This is a genomic window from Arthrobacter sp. ISL-95, from assembly GCF_018613695.1.
Classification (GTDB): Bacteria; Actinomycetota; Actinomycetes; order Actinomycetales; family Micrococcaceae; genus Arthrobacter.
The window spans coordinates 13395-30392 of record NZ_JAGGPR010000004.1; the positions used below are offsets into that span (position 1 = coordinate 13395).

The 16998-nt window shown below is 58.2% G+C and carries 16 protein-coding genes; 7 read left to right on the forward strand and 9 right to left on the reverse strand.

Annotated features, from left to right (window positions below; all coding sequences use genetic code 11):
* The first annotated feature begins 10 nt into the window (after positions 1–10).
* Entirely contained in the window at positions 11–142 is a 132-nt protein-coding gene (locus J7I86_RS22630; protein WP_286179393.1) for a hypothetical protein, read from the forward strand.
* Between the two features lie 988 nt (positions 143–1130).
* On the opposite strand, the gene J7I86_RS05695 is transcribed toward J7I86_RS22630, so the two are convergent.
* A complete protein-coding gene (locus J7I86_RS05695; protein ID WP_214817073.1) occupies positions 1131–1361 on the reverse strand; it encodes a hypothetical protein in 231 nt (76 codons plus the stop codon).
* Positions 1362–1575: 214 nt separating this feature from the next.
* Between J7I86_RS05695 and J7I86_RS05700 the strand changes: the two genes are divergently transcribed.
* On the forward strand, positions 1576–1992 hold the full coding sequence (locus tag J7I86_RS05700; RefSeq protein WP_214817076.1) for a hypothetical protein: 417 nt from the start codon (positions 1576–1578) through the stop codon (positions 1990–1992).
* Between the two features lie 74 nt (positions 1993–2066).
* Positions 2067–2411, forward strand: coding sequence for a hypothetical protein (locus tag J7I86_RS05705; RefSeq protein ID WP_214817079.1), 345 nt, complete (start codon positions 2067–2069; stop codon positions 2409–2411).
* A 171-nt stretch (positions 2412–2582) separates the two neighbouring features.
* Here the strand turns inward: J7I86_RS05705 and J7I86_RS05710 are convergent, their stop codons facing one another.
* The gene (locus J7I86_RS05710) at positions 2583–3029 is read right to left on the reverse strand and encodes a hypothetical protein (RefSeq protein WP_214817081.1); all 447 of its coding nucleotides are present in this window, start codon (positions 3027–3029) and stop codon (positions 2583–2585) included.
* Positions 3030–3597: 568 nt separating this feature from the next.
* Here J7I86_RS05710 and J7I86_RS22635 point away from each other — a divergent pair.
* Positions 3598–3723 (forward strand): hypothetical protein, encoded by a 126-nt coding sequence (locus tag J7I86_RS22635; protein ID WP_286179396.1) that lies wholly within the window; start codon positions 3598–3600, stop codon positions 3721–3723.
* Positions 3724–4272: 549 nt separating this feature from the next.
* Here the strand turns inward: J7I86_RS22635 and J7I86_RS05715 are convergent.
* From J7I86_RS05715 to J7I86_RS05735, 5 genes are all read right to left on the reverse strand, one after another.
* Entirely contained in the window at positions 4273–4644 is a 372-nt protein-coding gene (locus J7I86_RS05715; protein WP_214817084.1) for a hypothetical protein, read from the reverse strand.
* A gap of 77 nt (positions 4645–4721) precedes the next feature.
* Positions 4722–5282 (reverse strand): suppressor of fused domain protein, encoded by a 561-nt coding sequence (locus J7I86_RS05720; RefSeq protein WP_214817087.1) that lies wholly within the window; start codon positions 5280–5282, stop codon positions 4722–4724.
* Between the two features lie 945 nt (positions 5283–6227).
* Positions 6228–6518, reverse strand: coding sequence for a hypothetical protein (locus J7I86_RS05725; RefSeq protein ID WP_214817090.1), 291 nt, complete (start codon positions 6516–6518; stop codon positions 6228–6230).
* Between the two features lie 248 nt (positions 6519–6766).
* The gene (locus tag J7I86_RS05730; protein ID WP_214817106.1) at positions 6767–8701 is read right to left on the reverse strand and encodes a trypsin-like serine protease; all 1935 of its coding nucleotides are present in this window, start codon (positions 8699–8701) and stop codon (positions 6767–6769) included.
* Positions 8702–8741: 40 nt separating this feature from the next.
* On the reverse strand, positions 8742–9248 hold the full coding sequence (locus tag J7I86_RS05735; RefSeq protein WP_214817109.1) for a hypothetical protein: 507 nt from the start codon (positions 9246–9248) through the stop codon (positions 8742–8744).
* A 318-nt stretch (positions 9249–9566) separates the two neighbouring features.
* On the opposite strand from J7I86_RS05735, the gene J7I86_RS05740 reads away from it, so the two are divergent.
* The 3 genes from J7I86_RS05740 (at position 9567) to J7I86_RS05750 (ending at position 15218) form a co-directional block, all read left to right on the forward strand.
* On the forward strand, positions 9567–13469 hold the full coding sequence (locus J7I86_RS05740; RefSeq protein ID WP_214817112.1) for an ALF repeat-containing protein: 3903 nt from the start codon (positions 9567–9569) through the stop codon (positions 13467–13469).
* 34 nt (positions 13470–13503) lie between these two features.
* On the forward strand, positions 13504–14283 hold the full coding sequence (locus tag J7I86_RS05745; RefSeq protein ID WP_214817116.1) for a hypothetical protein: 780 nt from the start codon (positions 13504–13506) through the stop codon (positions 14281–14283).
* 170 nt (positions 14284–14453) lie between these two features.
* Positions 14454–15218 (forward strand): hypothetical protein, encoded by a 765-nt coding sequence (locus J7I86_RS05750; protein WP_214817119.1) that lies wholly within the window; start codon positions 14454–14456, stop codon positions 15216–15218.
* Positions 15219–15340: 122 nt separating this feature from the next.
* Here J7I86_RS05750 and J7I86_RS05755 read toward each other — a convergent pair whose 3' ends face one another.
* Positions 15341–16027 (reverse strand): hypothetical protein, encoded by a 687-nt coding sequence (locus J7I86_RS05755; RefSeq protein ID WP_214817122.1) that lies wholly within the window; start codon positions 16025–16027, stop codon positions 15341–15343.
* A 331-nt stretch (positions 16028–16358) separates the two neighbouring features.
* Positions 16359–16808: a DUF3806 domain-containing protein gene (locus J7I86_RS05760; RefSeq protein ID WP_214817125.1), complete on the reverse strand. Its 450-nt coding sequence runs from the start codon at positions 16806–16808 to the stop codon at positions 16359–16361.
* Positions 16809–16998 lie beyond the last annotated feature (190 nt).

A 16998-nucleotide genomic window follows, 5' to 3' on the forward strand; every position in this document is an offset into this window, starting at 1 on the left:
AGGTACCGCCGTGTCACAGCGCACTGCGGCAGAAACTGATGTCAACGTACTGGCCGCTGAGGAAGTGGGAGCCTTCAAGGTCAGGTTCCACGTACTGCCTGTGGCTCCCACACTTCCCGCCGCCGTGGCAGTGGTGTTGTAGAAAAATTCTCCTGAGGCTGCCTGCCCCGTCTGCAAGACTTGAGTCCCGAAGCTCGTCGTGCCATTCGTGCAGTTAGTCGAACAGGATGCCGTCCCTACAGCGGTCGTTCCGACTGCGGTACCGGTCATGCTGCTGGGAATGATTGTGACCTGATGAGCAACCGTGGGCAGGTTCTGGCTGCCGTAGTGAAATCCGGTCACCGTGAATTCCATAACTCCCGTTACGGTGGTGACGCCGTTTTGGGTCTGCGTGACTCGAAGGGTGTATTCCCAGTTCCCGCACGCTTCGAATCTGCTGGCCATGTACTGGTTCGGGGCCATCACGCCCGCTTGCCGACACCATTCAGGGACCGGCTGGACCGTCATAAGTGTCGGTACCTGGGGATTCTTCTTTAGGTGCGTGGGCGGGTTCTTCGTCGGGGTGATACAGACAGCGCTTTCGCCTTCAGATGGCGGGAGACATGCGGCAGTTGGTGCTTTCATCAAGAACGGCTCCTGGGCGCCGATCAATTGCTTCTCATCTGGGGCTGAAACGCCCGGTGGTGTCGGATTCTCTGTCATGGCAGTAGCCGGACTTGCCGGGCTGATGAACGTTGCTGCGAGCAGCAATAGGCTGCTCGCGGCAAGACTGACCATACGAGTATTCAAAGTTCCCCCAAAGGATTGGAATGCCCGTGGGGATCACGTCGCCCCCACGACGAGGTCAGCCTCACAGAAGCTCCCGATGTTTGCAAGTCACACAGGCCTAGTCAGATCCGACATCCCCCTCCCCCTTCAGCCCCCGGCAACTCGCTAGAGCCGCGCAAAATGGACTGCAGGCCGAGAACGGCTGGTAGGTCCCAGAAAGTACATAACGTTCCAGGATGCCAACGAAGTGCCCATCAAATTCAACGCATAATGCGGACGGAGGACTATCTTGAGCGGCTCTATGTGTTGACGCACGCTCAGGGATCCTTCACCGGACGTCCCAGTTCGAAGAACTAAGTGGACTATTGGCCGGCATCTGCAACGCGGTTCCGCGCTTGCGCGAGCAGCTCGGTGTAATTTGCTTCGAAGGGCGCGACAAGAACTGACTCAAGGTCAGATTGAATGTCCCAAAGGACCCGTTGCTCGGCCTGATGAGTAACCACAGGGGCCTTACCGTCGTTCAAATGACATAGCCAATCGAACAACACCAGTGCTTGATCCTCGTCGAGTTCGATTTTCACCTGCTCCGGCATACCCACGTCTTCCCTTTCCCGACAGAACCTCGGTCCGTTAGTTTATCGCTGCTGTTGGCCCACCGCCGGGAGTAAATCCGCTAGAGGATCCATACTCGGGGTTCACAGAGACCGGTGGACGGTCTCTGTTTACGGCCGCAACCACGCGCCAATCACGGCATTGACTAAGACTGCCTTTATGCTGGCGCCATAGTTGAAATGAAGAGGTGCCAACATGGCGAGAGCACCGTATGTGCCCAACGAATTACTTTCGCGGCTGGTGTGCGACCGGATGTATTCGGTCGAGTTTGTTCTGAACGACTACGTGCAGTTGCGATTCGACGGCACGTCTGGCGGCGGTCCCGTCATCCTTAACTGCTACGTATGGCCTATCGTCCAGGCAGCTGGCCGTTCGTGGCACGAGCAAGACCTCGGCTACGCGGATGCACTACGTCGCTTGACCCCCGGCACAGTGATCTCGACAAGCGAAGCCACAGGTAGTGGCATACGCGTCGAGCTTGATACTGGAACGATAGTGATACATCCGGCGAGGGAAGATGTCTACGTCGAGATAGCTCACCTCATGGGATTCTCCGATCAAGCGTGGATGGTCTGGCGCCCAGGCGAGGAGAGCTTTGAGGACTTAGCCTGACTTTTTCTCATAGGATCCTCCACCGGACGCTGTGCAAATCGGTGTCATGGGTCCACCAAATGATAGGAACTTACATGGAAGATGCCATCCGTGAGTCTCGCTTTTTACAAGCAATGACCGACGTCGCAAACAAGGTACTAGAGGCCAAACGTGAGCAAATCTACGACCTGGTCATGGAGGAGGCCGAGCAGTTCATTCGCGAGCTCCTAGGGTCCTCCCACGATGGTGGCGCGTATTCCCTCTGGATGGAAATCAGCGACCTATACGACAGTCCAGCCGGTCCGGGGTCGGAGGAAGCCTGCGAGGAGATCGGACGCAAGGCAGCTGCAGAATGGTTGTCCGTCGATAAATCATCTCCTGACGAGATCGACAAGTTCTTCGCTCGATGGCAAACGCCGGAACCATGGCAGATCTCGTGACAAGCGTACGGTTGAGGATCCCTTACCGGACGTCCCCATGCCTAGTTGGCGTCATGGCCCATGCACCACCAATCAGATTTGCCGGACTTTAGGGTGAGAGAGCGAAGATGCGGCACACTCGGCATCCATACCTCATGTGTTACCGCCGTTTTAGTCAGTTGGACTCGTCGGCTACTCGCCGACGTACACGTTCTGATGAATGCGTCTCAAGCCTTCAGACTCCAACTGGGCGGTGTCGGCGTTGTCGCGCACCAGGGCTACGGGTCGTCTATCTGTCCCGCTCACGGTCACGATCTTATTGCTGGAACTGCCGGCCGCAACTGCGCATCCCGCGTAATCGGTAATGTGCTGATCCACATGGAATACCGCCAGACAGGCCTGGGCGCCGTCAGTACTTTGCGCTGCAAAGTACTGACGACCGTCATCTTCGACCAGGAAACGGAGAGTAGTTGCATCAACCTGTTCGAGAAATGGAAGGTTCACCCCATCAGGGGCTACATCTTTCGGTCCTGCAGGGGCTTTCAGCGCAGCTATGCCGTACCCATTGCTGGCGCAGCCTCCGAGCAGTAGCGGAACTGTCAGCAATGCAATCGTTGCCGTGAGTTTGAGCTTCGTCATCTGTTTCCCCAGTCGCGTCTTCCGTGCCAACGACGCTACCGCACTGCTCTCGGTGGGTCTTGTCACATGAATGAAGGCCCAGGCGCCCCAAGGATTTTTGCTCGACAAGCATAGGAGCATCCAACCATTACGGTGCATCCGAAAGGGCGCTGCCAGCCCGTAAGACGATCCCTCACCGGTCCTCTGATATCGCCCAAGACTTCCTACGGCCGTGACACGATGAGAGTTGGGGACTGACTAGGTGGAAGCATTGGGTACTTCGGATCATTTGATATGGAGCTGCGACTTGGTAAATACGGGATCCCGTAGTGGTTTGATCGCTGGTAGAACTGCTTTTGAAGTTACCCGGTGGCGCTATCGTGTAACGGGATTTATTGCCGCAGATGGATTGCTATGTCTCTTTTTGAACAACTCCGGGGTCCCTCAGTCGTTTTTTACTAATCTGGTCCTAGGTCAACTACTCGCTTCAGCACTTTTTCTAATCGTTCTAATCCACTGGTCGAGTGCTAGGGAAAGTGCCGAGAAAAAGGCTGGCTACACGACCGTTCGCCTTGGCAACAGGAAGTTGATGCAGCGCGATCCTTACATGGGTCGCATCATCCGACTAGCCGGCGCAGACTACCTCGACCGCCAATATTTCGCCGAGATCCTGAAGAAAACCGAAGCCGAAGCGAACAAGCCGTGGGTCCCCTAGGACAACGCCCGTAAGCCGGTCCCTCACCGGACAATTCGGTCAACGCGCGGCTTAGCGAAGGAGTCAACAGAATCGGGGGCAGTCCCTTACGACGTTTGCGAATATCGCTGCAGTGGCGGTTAGTATCACTCCGATAAGGGGGATTGGTGCACTTGGAGATTTTTATAGCCGCAGTCGTGGTCCTGGGCGTACCGCTAGCTATTGCCGTTCGCATTGTCTGGAGAATTTTTCGTCCAATAGCCAGAGAACAGCCCCCGGCTCACCGGGGAACGTTCCAGTCTCAGCGTGGCAGGGTTTACCGGAAGGGCGGAAACAGCCACAACGCGGCGCCTAGTGACGGTACCGGCGGCAGCCTCTAGCTGAGGCGTCCAAAGCGCTCTGCTGCCTGTCCACCTTCTGGTCAAGCACCGTACGGAACCGCCGGGACAGTCAAAAACGACCATTTCTGACCTGCCTGTGACTTTCGGCGATAATTGGCGGCTTTTTCACTGCGCTATTTGGCGCTTGGTGCAGCCCGCAAGGGGATCCCTTACCGGACGCCGTCCGAGCTCAGGACTCGTTCCAAATCATGGCGGCAAACCAGTCTGCCGTCATTGACCGCACCTCGATGTCGCCCTCCGGTTCGAGGACGCAAAGCAGAGCACGGGCAGTTCTCCCTTCCCGGCTTTCCAGATCAGTGCCTCTGGGGAACGAGTGTAAGTAGTGCCAAGTTTCGACCTTAGCCGACTCTAAATCCTCAGCGCTGACGGTGCCGTCGCAGTTCCAATATGCCTCAGCGGTCCGCAGAGAGGATTGGATCTCCTGCGGAATGGGGAGAGCCGACAGATGCTGAAGCAGCAGCTTCATCAGCCCATGCCATTCATCAATGCCTTCCGTACGTGATATTGCTTCAGCAGCTGCTAGAAGCTCCACGTTTTTCAATATCGCACTCCAAACTCGTCGAGGACAGTGCTAAGTCCAGGGCATAACGCGGGCACAGTAAATTGACAACGCAGGCGTTAGAACATCGGAGCGTCAGGCCCACGCTCAGAGTCCCAGAAAGGCACGAGTCGTTTTTCCCAGTGGGCCATCAGTGCATCCATCCCGTGTCGACGCTTGTACAGCAGTTCGGATTCGTGCAACGGAAGAGCTTGGAGAAAGTGGACGTGCGACCCATCCGATAGTTGGACAGTCGGAATTATCGCTTCCTGTTCACGGATCAAGAACGCCATCATTTCTGTTCCAGGCCAGAGCGGACCGTCCGATGGAACGGTATGTCCGTCCCCCACTATGACACCGCTCCGCCGCCCGTAAAGCCCTAAAGCTGCGAAGGGACTGGCCACTGCGTCTTGCCCCGGCCGCAGACCCAACAGGAACTCCGCACGATGATCTGCTGCGGCCGGGCCGTTGGCCGGGGCACCGCTGGCGGCACCTATGGTCACGTAAACGTCGACTCCTTCTCCTGTGTCCTCCGCATCCCATTTCCACACCTGGATGGAAAGTCCTGCGACCTCGAACTTGATTCGCCCTGCGGGGTCACCCCAACGGGAGAGCAGATAGGCTCCGACTGATTCATACATAATTGTTGACCTCCATGGGCCACCGTATGTCAGAAGTCGTCTGCACTGCGGTTGTGTGTTCGTAAGCGGATCCTCCATCGGGCGCTGCCACATTCTGCCCACGCCCGATAGGGTCCGACGCCGGTTAGTCTGCTTGTATGAAGCCTCCCGGAACTCTTATCGCTGTTCTAGTGCTGGTGATTATCGTAATTGCAGTAATTGTGACTTGGGCAAGTTTCGGTGACCGCCCAGGGCCCATGACCACTGCGGCGCTCAGCAGCGTCTTCGGGAATGGATACGGAGCACTAACTTGGTAAGCGATTTTCCAGAGCGTCAGCTCCTGTCTGGCGTGACGGCCTATGAGCTTCTATTGTGGCGATATCGATGCACAACGGCAGGGTTGGTCGTGCTCGCAATAACGTTTGTCTGCAGCGTGTCAGGTGTACCGCAGTCGTGGTTTACGACATCTCTGATGGTTGCAATCGGGCTAACGTTGCTTCCGCTAATCGTTCTCATCGGTAGCGTGGCCAAGCGGGAAAGAGCTGAACGTCAAGCTGGCTACACAACGCAAAGACTCGGGAACAAAAAACTGGAACAGCGGGACCCTTACCTAGGGCGCGTCATCCGGCGTCCTGGCGAACCGTACCTTTCCCGAGACGAGTTCCTTCAGATAGTAAAGAACGCAAAGACTACGGCGGAACGGCTGGAATCACGATTCTAGAGGCGCGACGCGTGTGTGGCGGGTAAAGCAATAGTTCGGGTCTCGGGAGAGCCCCAAGTTTCAGGGCTTTCATGGCCAGGTTATTCATGTCGGCCCGCCCGCAAGCCGGTCGTCCACCGGCCGCCCCGAGGCTGCCCTTCGGTCTTCTCCATATCCGTGTGTTTCCGCCATTGCCGGATTCCCGTATACCCTGCCCGAATTATTGCCCGGTGAAGGTGCCTTGTACGCTACAGTCCGGAGCATGCTCATCGGCTACGCCCGGGGTCAACGGTGCCATCGGTTTCCAGCAGCTGATTCGACGCGTTCAGCGTCGCGGGCTTGAGGATGCTGCCGAACGTGATGACAGTGTCACCGCCAACAGCCTTCATCGCCTCAAGCTTGTCGATGTTGGTTTGGTGCGTCTTGGACGCGTAGATGAAGAATCCGCTGATCGGGTAGTTGTTCGGCGTCTCCGCCTGCGCCGGTGCTGCGCCGAGTGCGGCTATACCGGTCAATGCCGCGGCGATGGCTGCAAGAGCCCTGAATCTTCTTCTCATGAAGTTTGTTTTCCCCATTTTCCTATTGGCTGCATTCTGAGCGGTGCAGACGGCAACGGATGCTACATGTCAGGTATGACAGGAACGGCCCCTGGCGATCGTCCGGCTGCACAGCGGTTCACGTCCCCCAAACCTTGTTGTATGGAACGGTACAGCGGCGGTTGGCTGAACAGGCTTGTCCTTTAAGTACTGTTGGGTGGCCTTGCAGAGCATGGATCTGCAAGGCCACCCATCATTGACTCGGGATGTTATGGCATGGTGGAGCGGAAGATGGTCAACGGGCCCCATCCCCAACCGACGGTGACGGGAGCCTTCCAGCTTGAGTCATCCAGGATCTGGTAGTAGCGAAGATCCCCGGTTGTTGTACGGGCGAGCATGCCTCGGGTGCCCTCGCCATTGAAACCGGATGTCGGCGATATCGCCGTGATGACGTCCCAGCCGATACCCACGGTGGTGGCCGTTCCGGAGAGGAAGCCACCGGTGCCATTGCCGCGGTAGAGCTTCAGCTCACCGCCTGCGTTCTTCGCGACGATGTCGGTTTTGAGGTCCTTATCGAAATCCATTTGGACGAATTCGAGGCCTGCCCAGCCGCCGCCGATCTGTGTGGATCCGCCGATGGCGAGGCCTACAGGGTTGGTGTAGTGGCGCATGATGCCCGCTGAATCGGTAGCGACGATGGAGGGGAACCGGTCTGCTTCTTTCCATTTTCCGACGCTGATTTTGAAGCCTTGCCAGCCCTGCCCGATAACGGTGTATCCGCCGAAGGGCTGGGTGGTGCCTGCGTAGAGGCGCAGCTTGCCGTCGCTCCACTGGACCAGGAGGTCCTGGAATCCGTCGCCGTTCCAGTCGGTGACGAATCCGGCGCTCAGGTCTTTCCAGCCGGTTCCCATTTGGGTTCCGTTGAGCAGGCCGGGCACGCCGGTTGCTTCGTACTGGTACAGGTTGTAGGCGACGCCATCAGGGCTGACTGCAACAACATCGGAGGCGCTCAGGTCAAAGTAGTCCCCGGAGCCCATGACCCATTTGAGGTTTTCGCTGAGAGCAACGCCTTGCTTGGTGTTCTTCGTGTCGGCGGATGCCTCGAACTGGGCGTACCGGCCGTTGCTGACGTTCTTCAACGCAGTGGTGCCGTCCAGTTGGCGTTCGAGGGTCCAGTGCGTCAGCGCGGCGGCCGGGTCACACGTGACGACCGGCATCTGGGTAGTTGTGGCGGGGTCCGAGGTGCCGGCGAGGCATTTTGATGTGGCGACGTTCGTGATGGTGAACGTGTCAACGGCGCCGCTCACGGCGGTGAACTGCCATTTGCGTGCGTCGGTGGCCAGCGTCGAACACTTCGCGGTCTGCGTTTTGTCTGTGGCTACCGAAAGGCAGTTGCCGTTCTTGCCGGTTGCCCGGATCTGCGCGGTTGACCCGTTGGCGACGTTGAAGGTGATGAGGTTGTTCATCCAGGTGCTGGCGTCGTCGACTCGACTGGCCTTGGCACCGAGGCCGTTGGGGCTCTTCACCAAAATGCAGCCGTTCTCCCAGCTTCGGGAGTTGATGGCGACAAGTTCCGGACCGGTGGCCGTTTCGCGGACGCCGGGAGCGCCGCTGTCCCCTGCGCACAATCCGGTGGCATCCGTGGGTGGTACTACATCCATGGAGGAGCCTGTCACAGCTGCAACGCTGAACGTGGCGGAGGAGGGCTTAAGAGGGACCCAATCGACAGCGTCCCGGCCATGGCCAGCGAAGCTCAAAACCTCGTCCAGCACGGGCTCGGTAGTAGCGATCCTCAACGTTGCGGCGTTGGTGACGGGCCGGGCGAGCCTGAGCATGGCGACGTCCCGGCCGCCGGCCAGATCGGTGGGCGTTTCGACGTGGACAACACCGATGCCGTGGTTTTTGCGGTTCGGCGCGTCGGTTCCGGTGAGAACCTTGATCTTCTTGGGCAGTACGGGGACACCGCTCTTGACGGCGGCGAACTGTGCCGGGTCGGAGGCCAGGCAACTGGCCGATGTTGCAACCCAGTAGGGGTCAACGAGGCTGCCGGTGCAGGTGAAGGTACCGGTGTCGACTTTGACGAGGTACTTCTTCTCCCCGTCCGGAACAGGAGTGCCGCTGACTGCGTGGGCAGGGCCCTGGATTAGGCCGCCCACGGCCAGGGCTGTCACCGCTATCAGCGCAGCGGTTGTTGTCTTTTTCATGTGTATGTCCTTGGTGGATGCAGGTGAGGCGGAGTTGGCTCTAGAAGGTGCGGATTTCCACCGTCGTCCAATGCTCGTTGGCTGCGGAGATGGCCCTGTTGGTTTCCGGAGCGAGCGTCACCTCGGTGGTGGTGGTGTTCTGCACAGCCTTGACATATGTGCTCTGGTCCCCCGCCTTGATGCCAAAGGATCCTGGTATTTCCACGCTGAGCCAGCCGGGGCCAGCCGCGGACTTGAAGCAGATCCAGCCGTTGCGTTCCTCTCCAAGGTCGCCTCCATAAGTCAGGTGCGACTCGATGCGGATCAGGTCTTTTTGGCTGTCGATGGGGCATTCGACGTAGACAATGTTGCCGTCACCGTTTTTGAGTTTTAAACCTCGTTCAGCCTCCAGCCGGGCAGCTTCGGGGTGGTTGTAGTCCTCTACCCCAAACTTCGGTTCCGTACCGGGGGCCGGTGTTTCCGCCAGGACCGGCAGCGCAATCGCGCCGCTTAGCCCCAGAGTGCCTGCCAAAGCGCAGGCAAGGACAACTGACTGTCGTCTTTTCAAGGTATTCCCCTAGGTGATGCTGCGAGCCGGATGGCGCTGGTCAGAGCCTTGCTACGGCTGGTTCGCGGAGTAGTGACACGGTGCGTCGTACCCGCTGATTTCCCTCAGCGTGCATCTCGCCTGCGCATCATGAGAATAAACAAAAGCGGGAACTATATCAAAGTGGTGTACAAATAACCTGAACGTTTTCTTTTTTTCTCCTTGGAACTTCGTCGGCAAATCCCTCGTGCACCAGCACGGTCGACCCCGTGCCCAAGCACCGATTTGGGGGATCCTTTGATCAAGTGTCTTCGACGCGTCACGCGTCGGTCCTTTGCCATGCTGCTGACTGCAATGACGCTGTGCGCTGCGCTCACCGTTGGTCTCCTGACCTTCAGTACAACCGAATCCGCCGTAGCCGTTGAGGCAGCCCCCACACCCGTGGCGGTCGAGCGCGCCACCGACGCAGCAGGTGTTGTGCGTTTGTGGAACACCGCCGGTGAAACCACCAGGGAAGCCGCACGGACAGCGTTGCTTGGTGGCCCTGCCAGCGTCCAAGCGTTCATTGATCAGGGTCAAAACCAGTCTTTGGCCGTGGACTACGAACTCATGGTCCTGAAGCTGACTCTGGTCGGCGGACCCAAGGTTCGGGCAAAGGCCCACGAGGCGCTGGAAGCGAACACCCTGACGGCGCTGGAGAACTTCATCGGCACAGGTTGGAAGGATGCCTGGTTTAGCGATGACCGCCAAAAGGCGTACAACCTCTTGGAAACAGGGACCCCTGAAGTGAAAAAGAGGGCACAGCTTGCCCTCGAGAGTCCTGACGCATCAGCAGTACAGGACTTCCTCTACAAAGGTCATAAAGCTGCAGTCTTCGTGGACAACCGCATGGCTGCCTACAAACTGCTCGCCACCGGCTCCCCCGCCGTGCAAGCAGCTGCACAAGCTGCGCTTAGGACAGACTCCAACGAAGTAGTTGAAAAGTTCCTTCGATACGGTCAGTACGTTGCGGCCGCCAGGGACGGTGAATCCGCGACCCTGAGTCAACTCAGCGATCAGGCACGGTCCGCCAGCAATTATGCCAGCGCCCAGAAGGACCTCGCTTTAGAAGCCAAAACCCAGGCTGAGCAAGCGCTGGCGTCAGCCAAGGCGGCAACCGATCGTGCGCGCCTTGCCGCTCAGCAAGCCGGGACCTCCGTTGAGATAGCCAAAACCGCGGCTCTTAAGGCCGCATCCTTGGCTGATCAGGCAGCGATGGCAGCTGATATAGCCATCAACGCCGCGCAGGCTGCCCATGAAGCGATGCTTGCTGCCGCAAACGCTGCTTCCAACGCAGCTGCCGCGACGGCCCGCGCAAATCAGGCAGCCACAAACGCACAAAGCGCTGCAGCCGCTGCTTTCGCCGACAAGAACGCCGCGGGTGCTGCCCGGGACGCGGCCGTAAGGGCACGCGACGCGGCAGCTGACGCGAAACGAGCCGAAGAAGCAGCAATTGCCGCCAAGGAATCCGTCGCTCAATCCGCCGCAGCCATGACTGCTGCGGCCAGTGCCGGGTCAAACGCAGCTCTGGCCGCCCAATGGGCAAGGGACGCGAGCCAGGCGGCAGGCGGTTCAGGCGCCGAAGCAGCCGCTGCCCAGGCCGCCGCCAAACGTGCTGACGACGCCGCAGCCAGATCCCAAGCAGCAGCCGACCGCGTCTCCCTCCTTGCTAAGCAAGCTGTGGAAGAAGCGGACAAGGCCGCCAAAGCAGCCGGCGACGCCGTCCGTTACGCAACCGCAGCAGCGGTTGCCGCCGAAGAGGCAGCTCAACACGCACTCACTGCCACTCAAGCAGCCACCAAAGCAGCAACGGCAGCCCAAGCCGCTCGGTCTGCTGCGACGGCGGCGGAGAAGGCACTCTCCGATGCTCTCCTGGTCAGGAATATTGCAACAGAAGCGAACAAACAGCGTCTCGCCGTCGAAAAGGACTACAACAGTCAGCGAGCAGCCTCATCGGCAGAGATGGAGGGCGTGCGTGAACAAGCCAAGCTGACTAGCAAGACTCAGGCCAAAGCCGCGGCAGCCGAGACAGACCAAATCCTTGCCAAACTAAACGCACCCGGCGCGGATCGATCCGCTCTGATGCCCGAGGTTCGCCGTGCAACCGTCGGTCTCGCCCAGATCGGCACCCCATGGGTGAAAGCCGCTGCCCAGGCAGCGCTTTCCAGCGGTAAAGACGAGAACCTACTCGAATTTATTAGGCGTAGTTGGTCGGTTGCAGTAGACCAAGACCAGTGGGACGAAACCCACCACTACACCGAAGCAGGCTCGCCAGAGGTTCGGGAAGCCGCTGAAACGGCGATCGAAACCGGTCCCGATGCCATCTCTGCTTTCGTCACCACAGGCCGCCACTCCCTGGAATTCGAAAGCAACCGCCAAAAGGTCTACAAGATCCTCGCCACCGCCGGCACAAAAGTGACAGCAGCAGCCCAGAAAGCACTTGAAACTCCTGATTCAGGAGAGGCTGTGGGAAACTTCCTCGCTGAAGGTTACGACGCGGCACTATTCAGTGACGAACGCCAGGAAGTCTACAGAATCCTCAGTACCGCGGTGCCTAATGGTGAACTCGAAGCAGCGGCTTCGGTTGTTCTCGGAGGTTCGCGTGAAATGGTTCGCCAGTTCCTTGCAGTGGGCCAGTTCGATGCCCTGCGCAGGGACCTGGAAGCAGCCGCACACGACAAGGCCATGAACGCCATGGTCGAAATCATTAGTCGGGACGCGAAAAACGCCCGTGCTGACGCCTTCACAGCCGAGAAAGCCGCGCAAGCGGCTCAGGGTTTCGCCATCGAGGCGCAAAAACAAGCTCAGGAAGCCGACCGGTATCGAGTACAAGCCGCCGCAGCTGCAACTACGGCGGTTGATTGGGCAAGGCAAGCCGGCGTCTCCGCGGACAGCGCCATCCAGTCCGCTGACCGTGCACACGAGGCCGCGGCCCAAGCCACCAACGACGCCAGGGCAGCCAACGCCAGCGCTACCCAGGCCATAAACTCCGCACAGCAAGCCAACCGCGCAGCCCAGGCAGCAACCTCAGCAGCGACCGAGGCAGCCAACTCAGCCGCGATCGCGGGACAATCGGCCAATGAAGCAGCAGCCGCCGCCACTGAAGCACTAGGAATTGCCGCCGAAAAGCAACGTCAAGAGACGGAGGACGCGAAGCTGCGGGCTGCGCAAGCAGACTCAGGGGAAATGGACTCAGCCTCCCACGCGGCGGCCCTCTCAGAAGGGGAAGCGGACCAACTTCGCGAAGCAAAAGAATTCCTCAAGAACGGCGACCTAACAGACTTCCTCATCAAGGAAGGCGGCGGTCTGCTGCTGGAGTTCTTTGGCATCAACGACATTATGGACTGCATCACCAAGGGCGACTTCATGGCCTGCGGCATGGCCCTCGTCGGATTCCTGCCCATCGGCAAAATCTTCAAAGCAGCCGAAGTACTTGGCCTCATAGGTAAGCTCCTTCCCAAAGCCTTTGAGTTCTTCGGCAAACGAGAAGGATTCCTCAAGATTGTCGACAAGTTTGCCGGAAGGGCACCTTCGTGCCCCGTTCCGGGAGCGGCTCTCTCCAGCTTGGGGAAGAGCCAAGACGGCCCCCAGATACGAAACGCGACCTTCGGCTCAAGAACGTCTGGTGGAACAGTCCTCGCAGCCCAAAGGGTCAGTGCCACAAAGCCCTGCTCGAACGTTCGCCAAGCAGCCCTTGACATCATCAAGGACCCCGCAAAAACCCAAGCAGCCAAGCAAGCAGAACTCCGGCCCGTTATTACCGCCAACCCTGGGGCCCATAGGATGCTTTCTGATATTTACGCAGAGAAACATTATTCGCCACGCCCAGCCAACGGAAACGACTATCTGGATAAGGAAGTTAGCAAGCAGCCTAAAATTGGAAAGGACCCCGACCAAGCAGACTGGCTGCACAATGAAATGCAGCGACTCAAGCTGCTCGGGGCTGAGAACATTCGGATCAACCAGAAGCAGGTTGACTATCTATCACAAAATGTGGTGGGGAATAACCGGCCAGATCTTCAGTTCGATCTGGGCGGGAAGCATCACGTGGTGGAGTTGGACAAGCCACTTAACGACCTCAGCGATGCAACTGATCGTGGGATGGACCACTTCCTGCGGATACTGGCCAATGACCCATCCCTTGGAGCCACAGAGCTACGCATTTTGACTGTGGGGGAGCCAATGGTTAAGTGGTGGCAATGATTCTGAGCTGTTCAATAGGAAGTAAGGACTGGTCGTGACACCACGTACGAACACGGGAGATCAGCTTGCATCCCAGCTGCTGCTGGGGAACGCGTGGGCCCCTGTCACGAACACACTATCGTTCATCAATGCCCCCTTGGAAGTAGCCTCTGACATATGGAAGGAGTGGGAGAAATCCCCGGTCTTGGAGCGAAACCTAGACGTGAAAAAGACGCACCATCATGGCGGTCTCCACGAACTGCTTGAAACGTTGCTTCCACTCGGTGATGGAACGCGAAAGCTATTCTTGGAGACTTCGAACAAAGATTGGACTGGGGTTGTATCTAACTCCGTCGGCGGATCGGACCTGAACTCCGTACTGGAGGTTCAGTATGGGCAAAGACAAAAGATCAGATCCGTAATAGTGACTGAGATTCCCCACACACTGGACAAGAAGAACTATGAGCAGCACAGAGGCCGATACGGTGTCCGGTCCTTCACGGTGAGGGGACCAGGCGGATTCGTCCGAAGTGTCCGTCTGGTAAATGAGGACAAATGGGTCTTTTATACCACCGGAAGCGAGCCGTTCGACTTCGAGAACACAGAGGCTTACAGAAAGTCCCGAAAGACAGAACGGTTCACTCACGAGATGTTGCTGGACTACTGCCACCACCTGGGAATTGAACCGTTTAATGCCGACTTCTACGTTCCGAATGGACTGGGAATCCTTGTCGAATCCATAGTCAGTTATCCCGTAGTCGAGCGTACTCTCGCTGAGGCCCGAGCGGGCAACGAGGATAGAAGTGTTCCCCGACCGAAGCGGACGACGCATTAAGAGGGCAAAGATTAGCACGGCTCGAAGCCCAAACGGTTTCTCTTGATTCAAAGCAAAGCTCAATGACCCCGTTCCTGGCGGACGTCCTCCGGCTGTTCCTCGTATTCTGACCGGTAAATACTACTGAATAGTCGCTTATGACAATCCATCCGGAAGTGAGGACGCCCGCCATGCCGGTTCGTGTAACTGAAGGTGACATGTTGGCCGAAGACTTGCTCCTCAGGAATACTTGGGCGCCTGTAACGAGCACCATCTCCTTCATCAAAGCACCATTGGAGGACTCCGCGCAGATATCGCAGGAGCGGGAAGAGACCCAACCTTCAGAGGTCAGGACATCCGTGACCATGACCCGGCCGACAGGATCCTTTGAGGAACTCCTGACATCACTGCTGCCCCTTGGCTACGGACACCGTGCACTGTTCATGGGGACAGCGAATCCAGAATGGACAGCTGTGTTCGATAATTCAGCCCAAGGCCAGAACCTCACCTCCGCGCTGTCCGGTCAGTACGCCAAAAAGCACAACATCAGCACGGTAGTGATCACAGAAGTTCCGCACACCCTGGACAAAAAAAGCTACACACAGCACCGGGGACGGTACGGCAACAGGAAGTTTCGTGTTGCCGGGCCGGGAGACGTCTTTCGCTCCGTTAGCCTGGTCAACTATGACAAATGGAAGTTTCAAGCCGTTGGCGACCCATTTGATTTCGAGCACGCAGCCACCTACGACGCGCCCCGTAAAACAGACCGGTTCACTCACGAAATGCTCGTCGATTACTCCCGAGAACTGGGCCTCGCACCGTTTGAGGAGTCCTTCTACGCACCCCAAGGCCACGGGATTTTAGTCGAAACCCACGTGAACTTTGAAGTCCCCAAGCTCACCCTGGCAGAAGCCCGCGCAGGCAGGGAGAACAGGGACGTTCCCTGGACCAGCTGATGACTAATCTCCAGTCCGCCGGATCCGCGAACGGGTCCTAGGCTTAGGCTCGTCACCTTGCAGCTGGGTCTGGGCCGTCCGCCGGTGTAAGAAACCGACCGCGGGCCAAGATACGCGATGGGTTAGTCCCACCACAGTTCCACGATAGGGCTGCTGTTCGGACCGGTAGTGACTATAGTGACTTCATCGCAGGCCTGTTCCAGCTCGTCTTCGATGCGGGGCAGATCCGGGACGGCCAGGACCATGGTGGCGTTATCCGTATCCGAGAGGTACAACGGCACAGCACCTGCAATCCGGTTCCACCGGCGCAGGAGCACTGCAAGTTCCGTGCGCGTACCCAGGTTATCCGCTCCCTCCCATTCGACGGCGTGAACAACGTCGCCGGGGCTCCCGACTTCGACAGCAACCAGATTACCCACACCAGTGCTGATCACCGGCGCGTCCGCTGGCAGCAGCACTGACTGGGATGCACTTTGAAGACCCTCGCCAGCGTCCGCGTCGACCGTGAATTCGTGCAGTGCCTGCTTCTCGGCCTCAGCGTCAAAAAGGGGCGGGAGGTCTTCGGACTCAGGACCTTGCTCATCCCACGCCTCGGCAAGCTCCTCGGGATCCGACGGTTCCACACCATAGGAAAAAACGTGCCAGCCCCGTAGTTTCCCAGTCAGCTCTGCTTGGACCTGCCACAACTGGGCGCTAGTCAATTCTGGCCCCCAGATGAGAGCCTGCGCCCCTGAAGGGGTCACTGCAGGTAGCGCCGAGGGGAAGCCTAGACCAGCAAGGATCTCCTGCACATCATCGGAAGTAGTCAAATTGTTGGTTCCTTTCACAGAGAGCCCACCTGACCGTCACCACCGGGGTGCTGCCAAAGCATCAAGCCTACACAGAACCTCGGGAAGGAACGTACGGAGAATCCGCTTGTTGCGGCCGACTATGGGACGCGTTTAGTCAAGTTATCACCGGAACAATTAGGGCACACTCACAGCGACGTTCCTCCTGTGCTGGCACCATCGGTTATTGGGCTGTAATCACTTCATGTGGGCTTAGAGAGCAGCTGAACCGGTCCTGAAACAATCTGCCATCTTCAGCGCCGAGCAGCAGCCTCTACCCGCAGAGTGGCCTTGGACTCCTCGAAGGCAACACCTAGTAGATCTTGAAGTGGCTAACTACCTGACCGGCGAGAGTCGTGATGAATTCGCCGCCCTCACCTCTCACCCACCGCTTCTGAACAGCATCCAATGGGTAAACAAAGAAGTTCGTTCTCTCCGAATGAACTGCCAGCTCCCGCCCCGTTGAATCCTCCGCAACCACCCAACGAAGCGGCGTTGTTCTCACTAAGTGTTCCCCAAAAGCGACACCCGCCGCGTTGATATACGGCTCGGGATCTGTGGTCCCGTCAGGGCTGGACTGCCATGCGCCCAACAAAAGATCATAGAACTCCGCCACGCTCCCCGGATCTTCCAGATCCACCCCAGCACCGTCCGCGAGCCCAAGACAACCTGCAATGAATTCGCGATGCTCGCCGTTCAACTCCGAGAGCATCGGTTGGTCGAATTCCTCAACGTTGCTCTTTGTCTTCTTCCAACTGAACAATCCCATCCCCTTAGACAACCACCATCACGCCAAGAGGTGTAAATGCAGCCCACGAACAGCCCCTGAGCCTCACACATAGACAAAGGCCAACTACGAAACGGGAAGGGGTCGCCCCCTTTCCTTAGAATGGGCTCTCCCCCACCGGCCGTTCCGTGGCATCCCGGGAAACATGGACGTCCCTGGCCGGTGA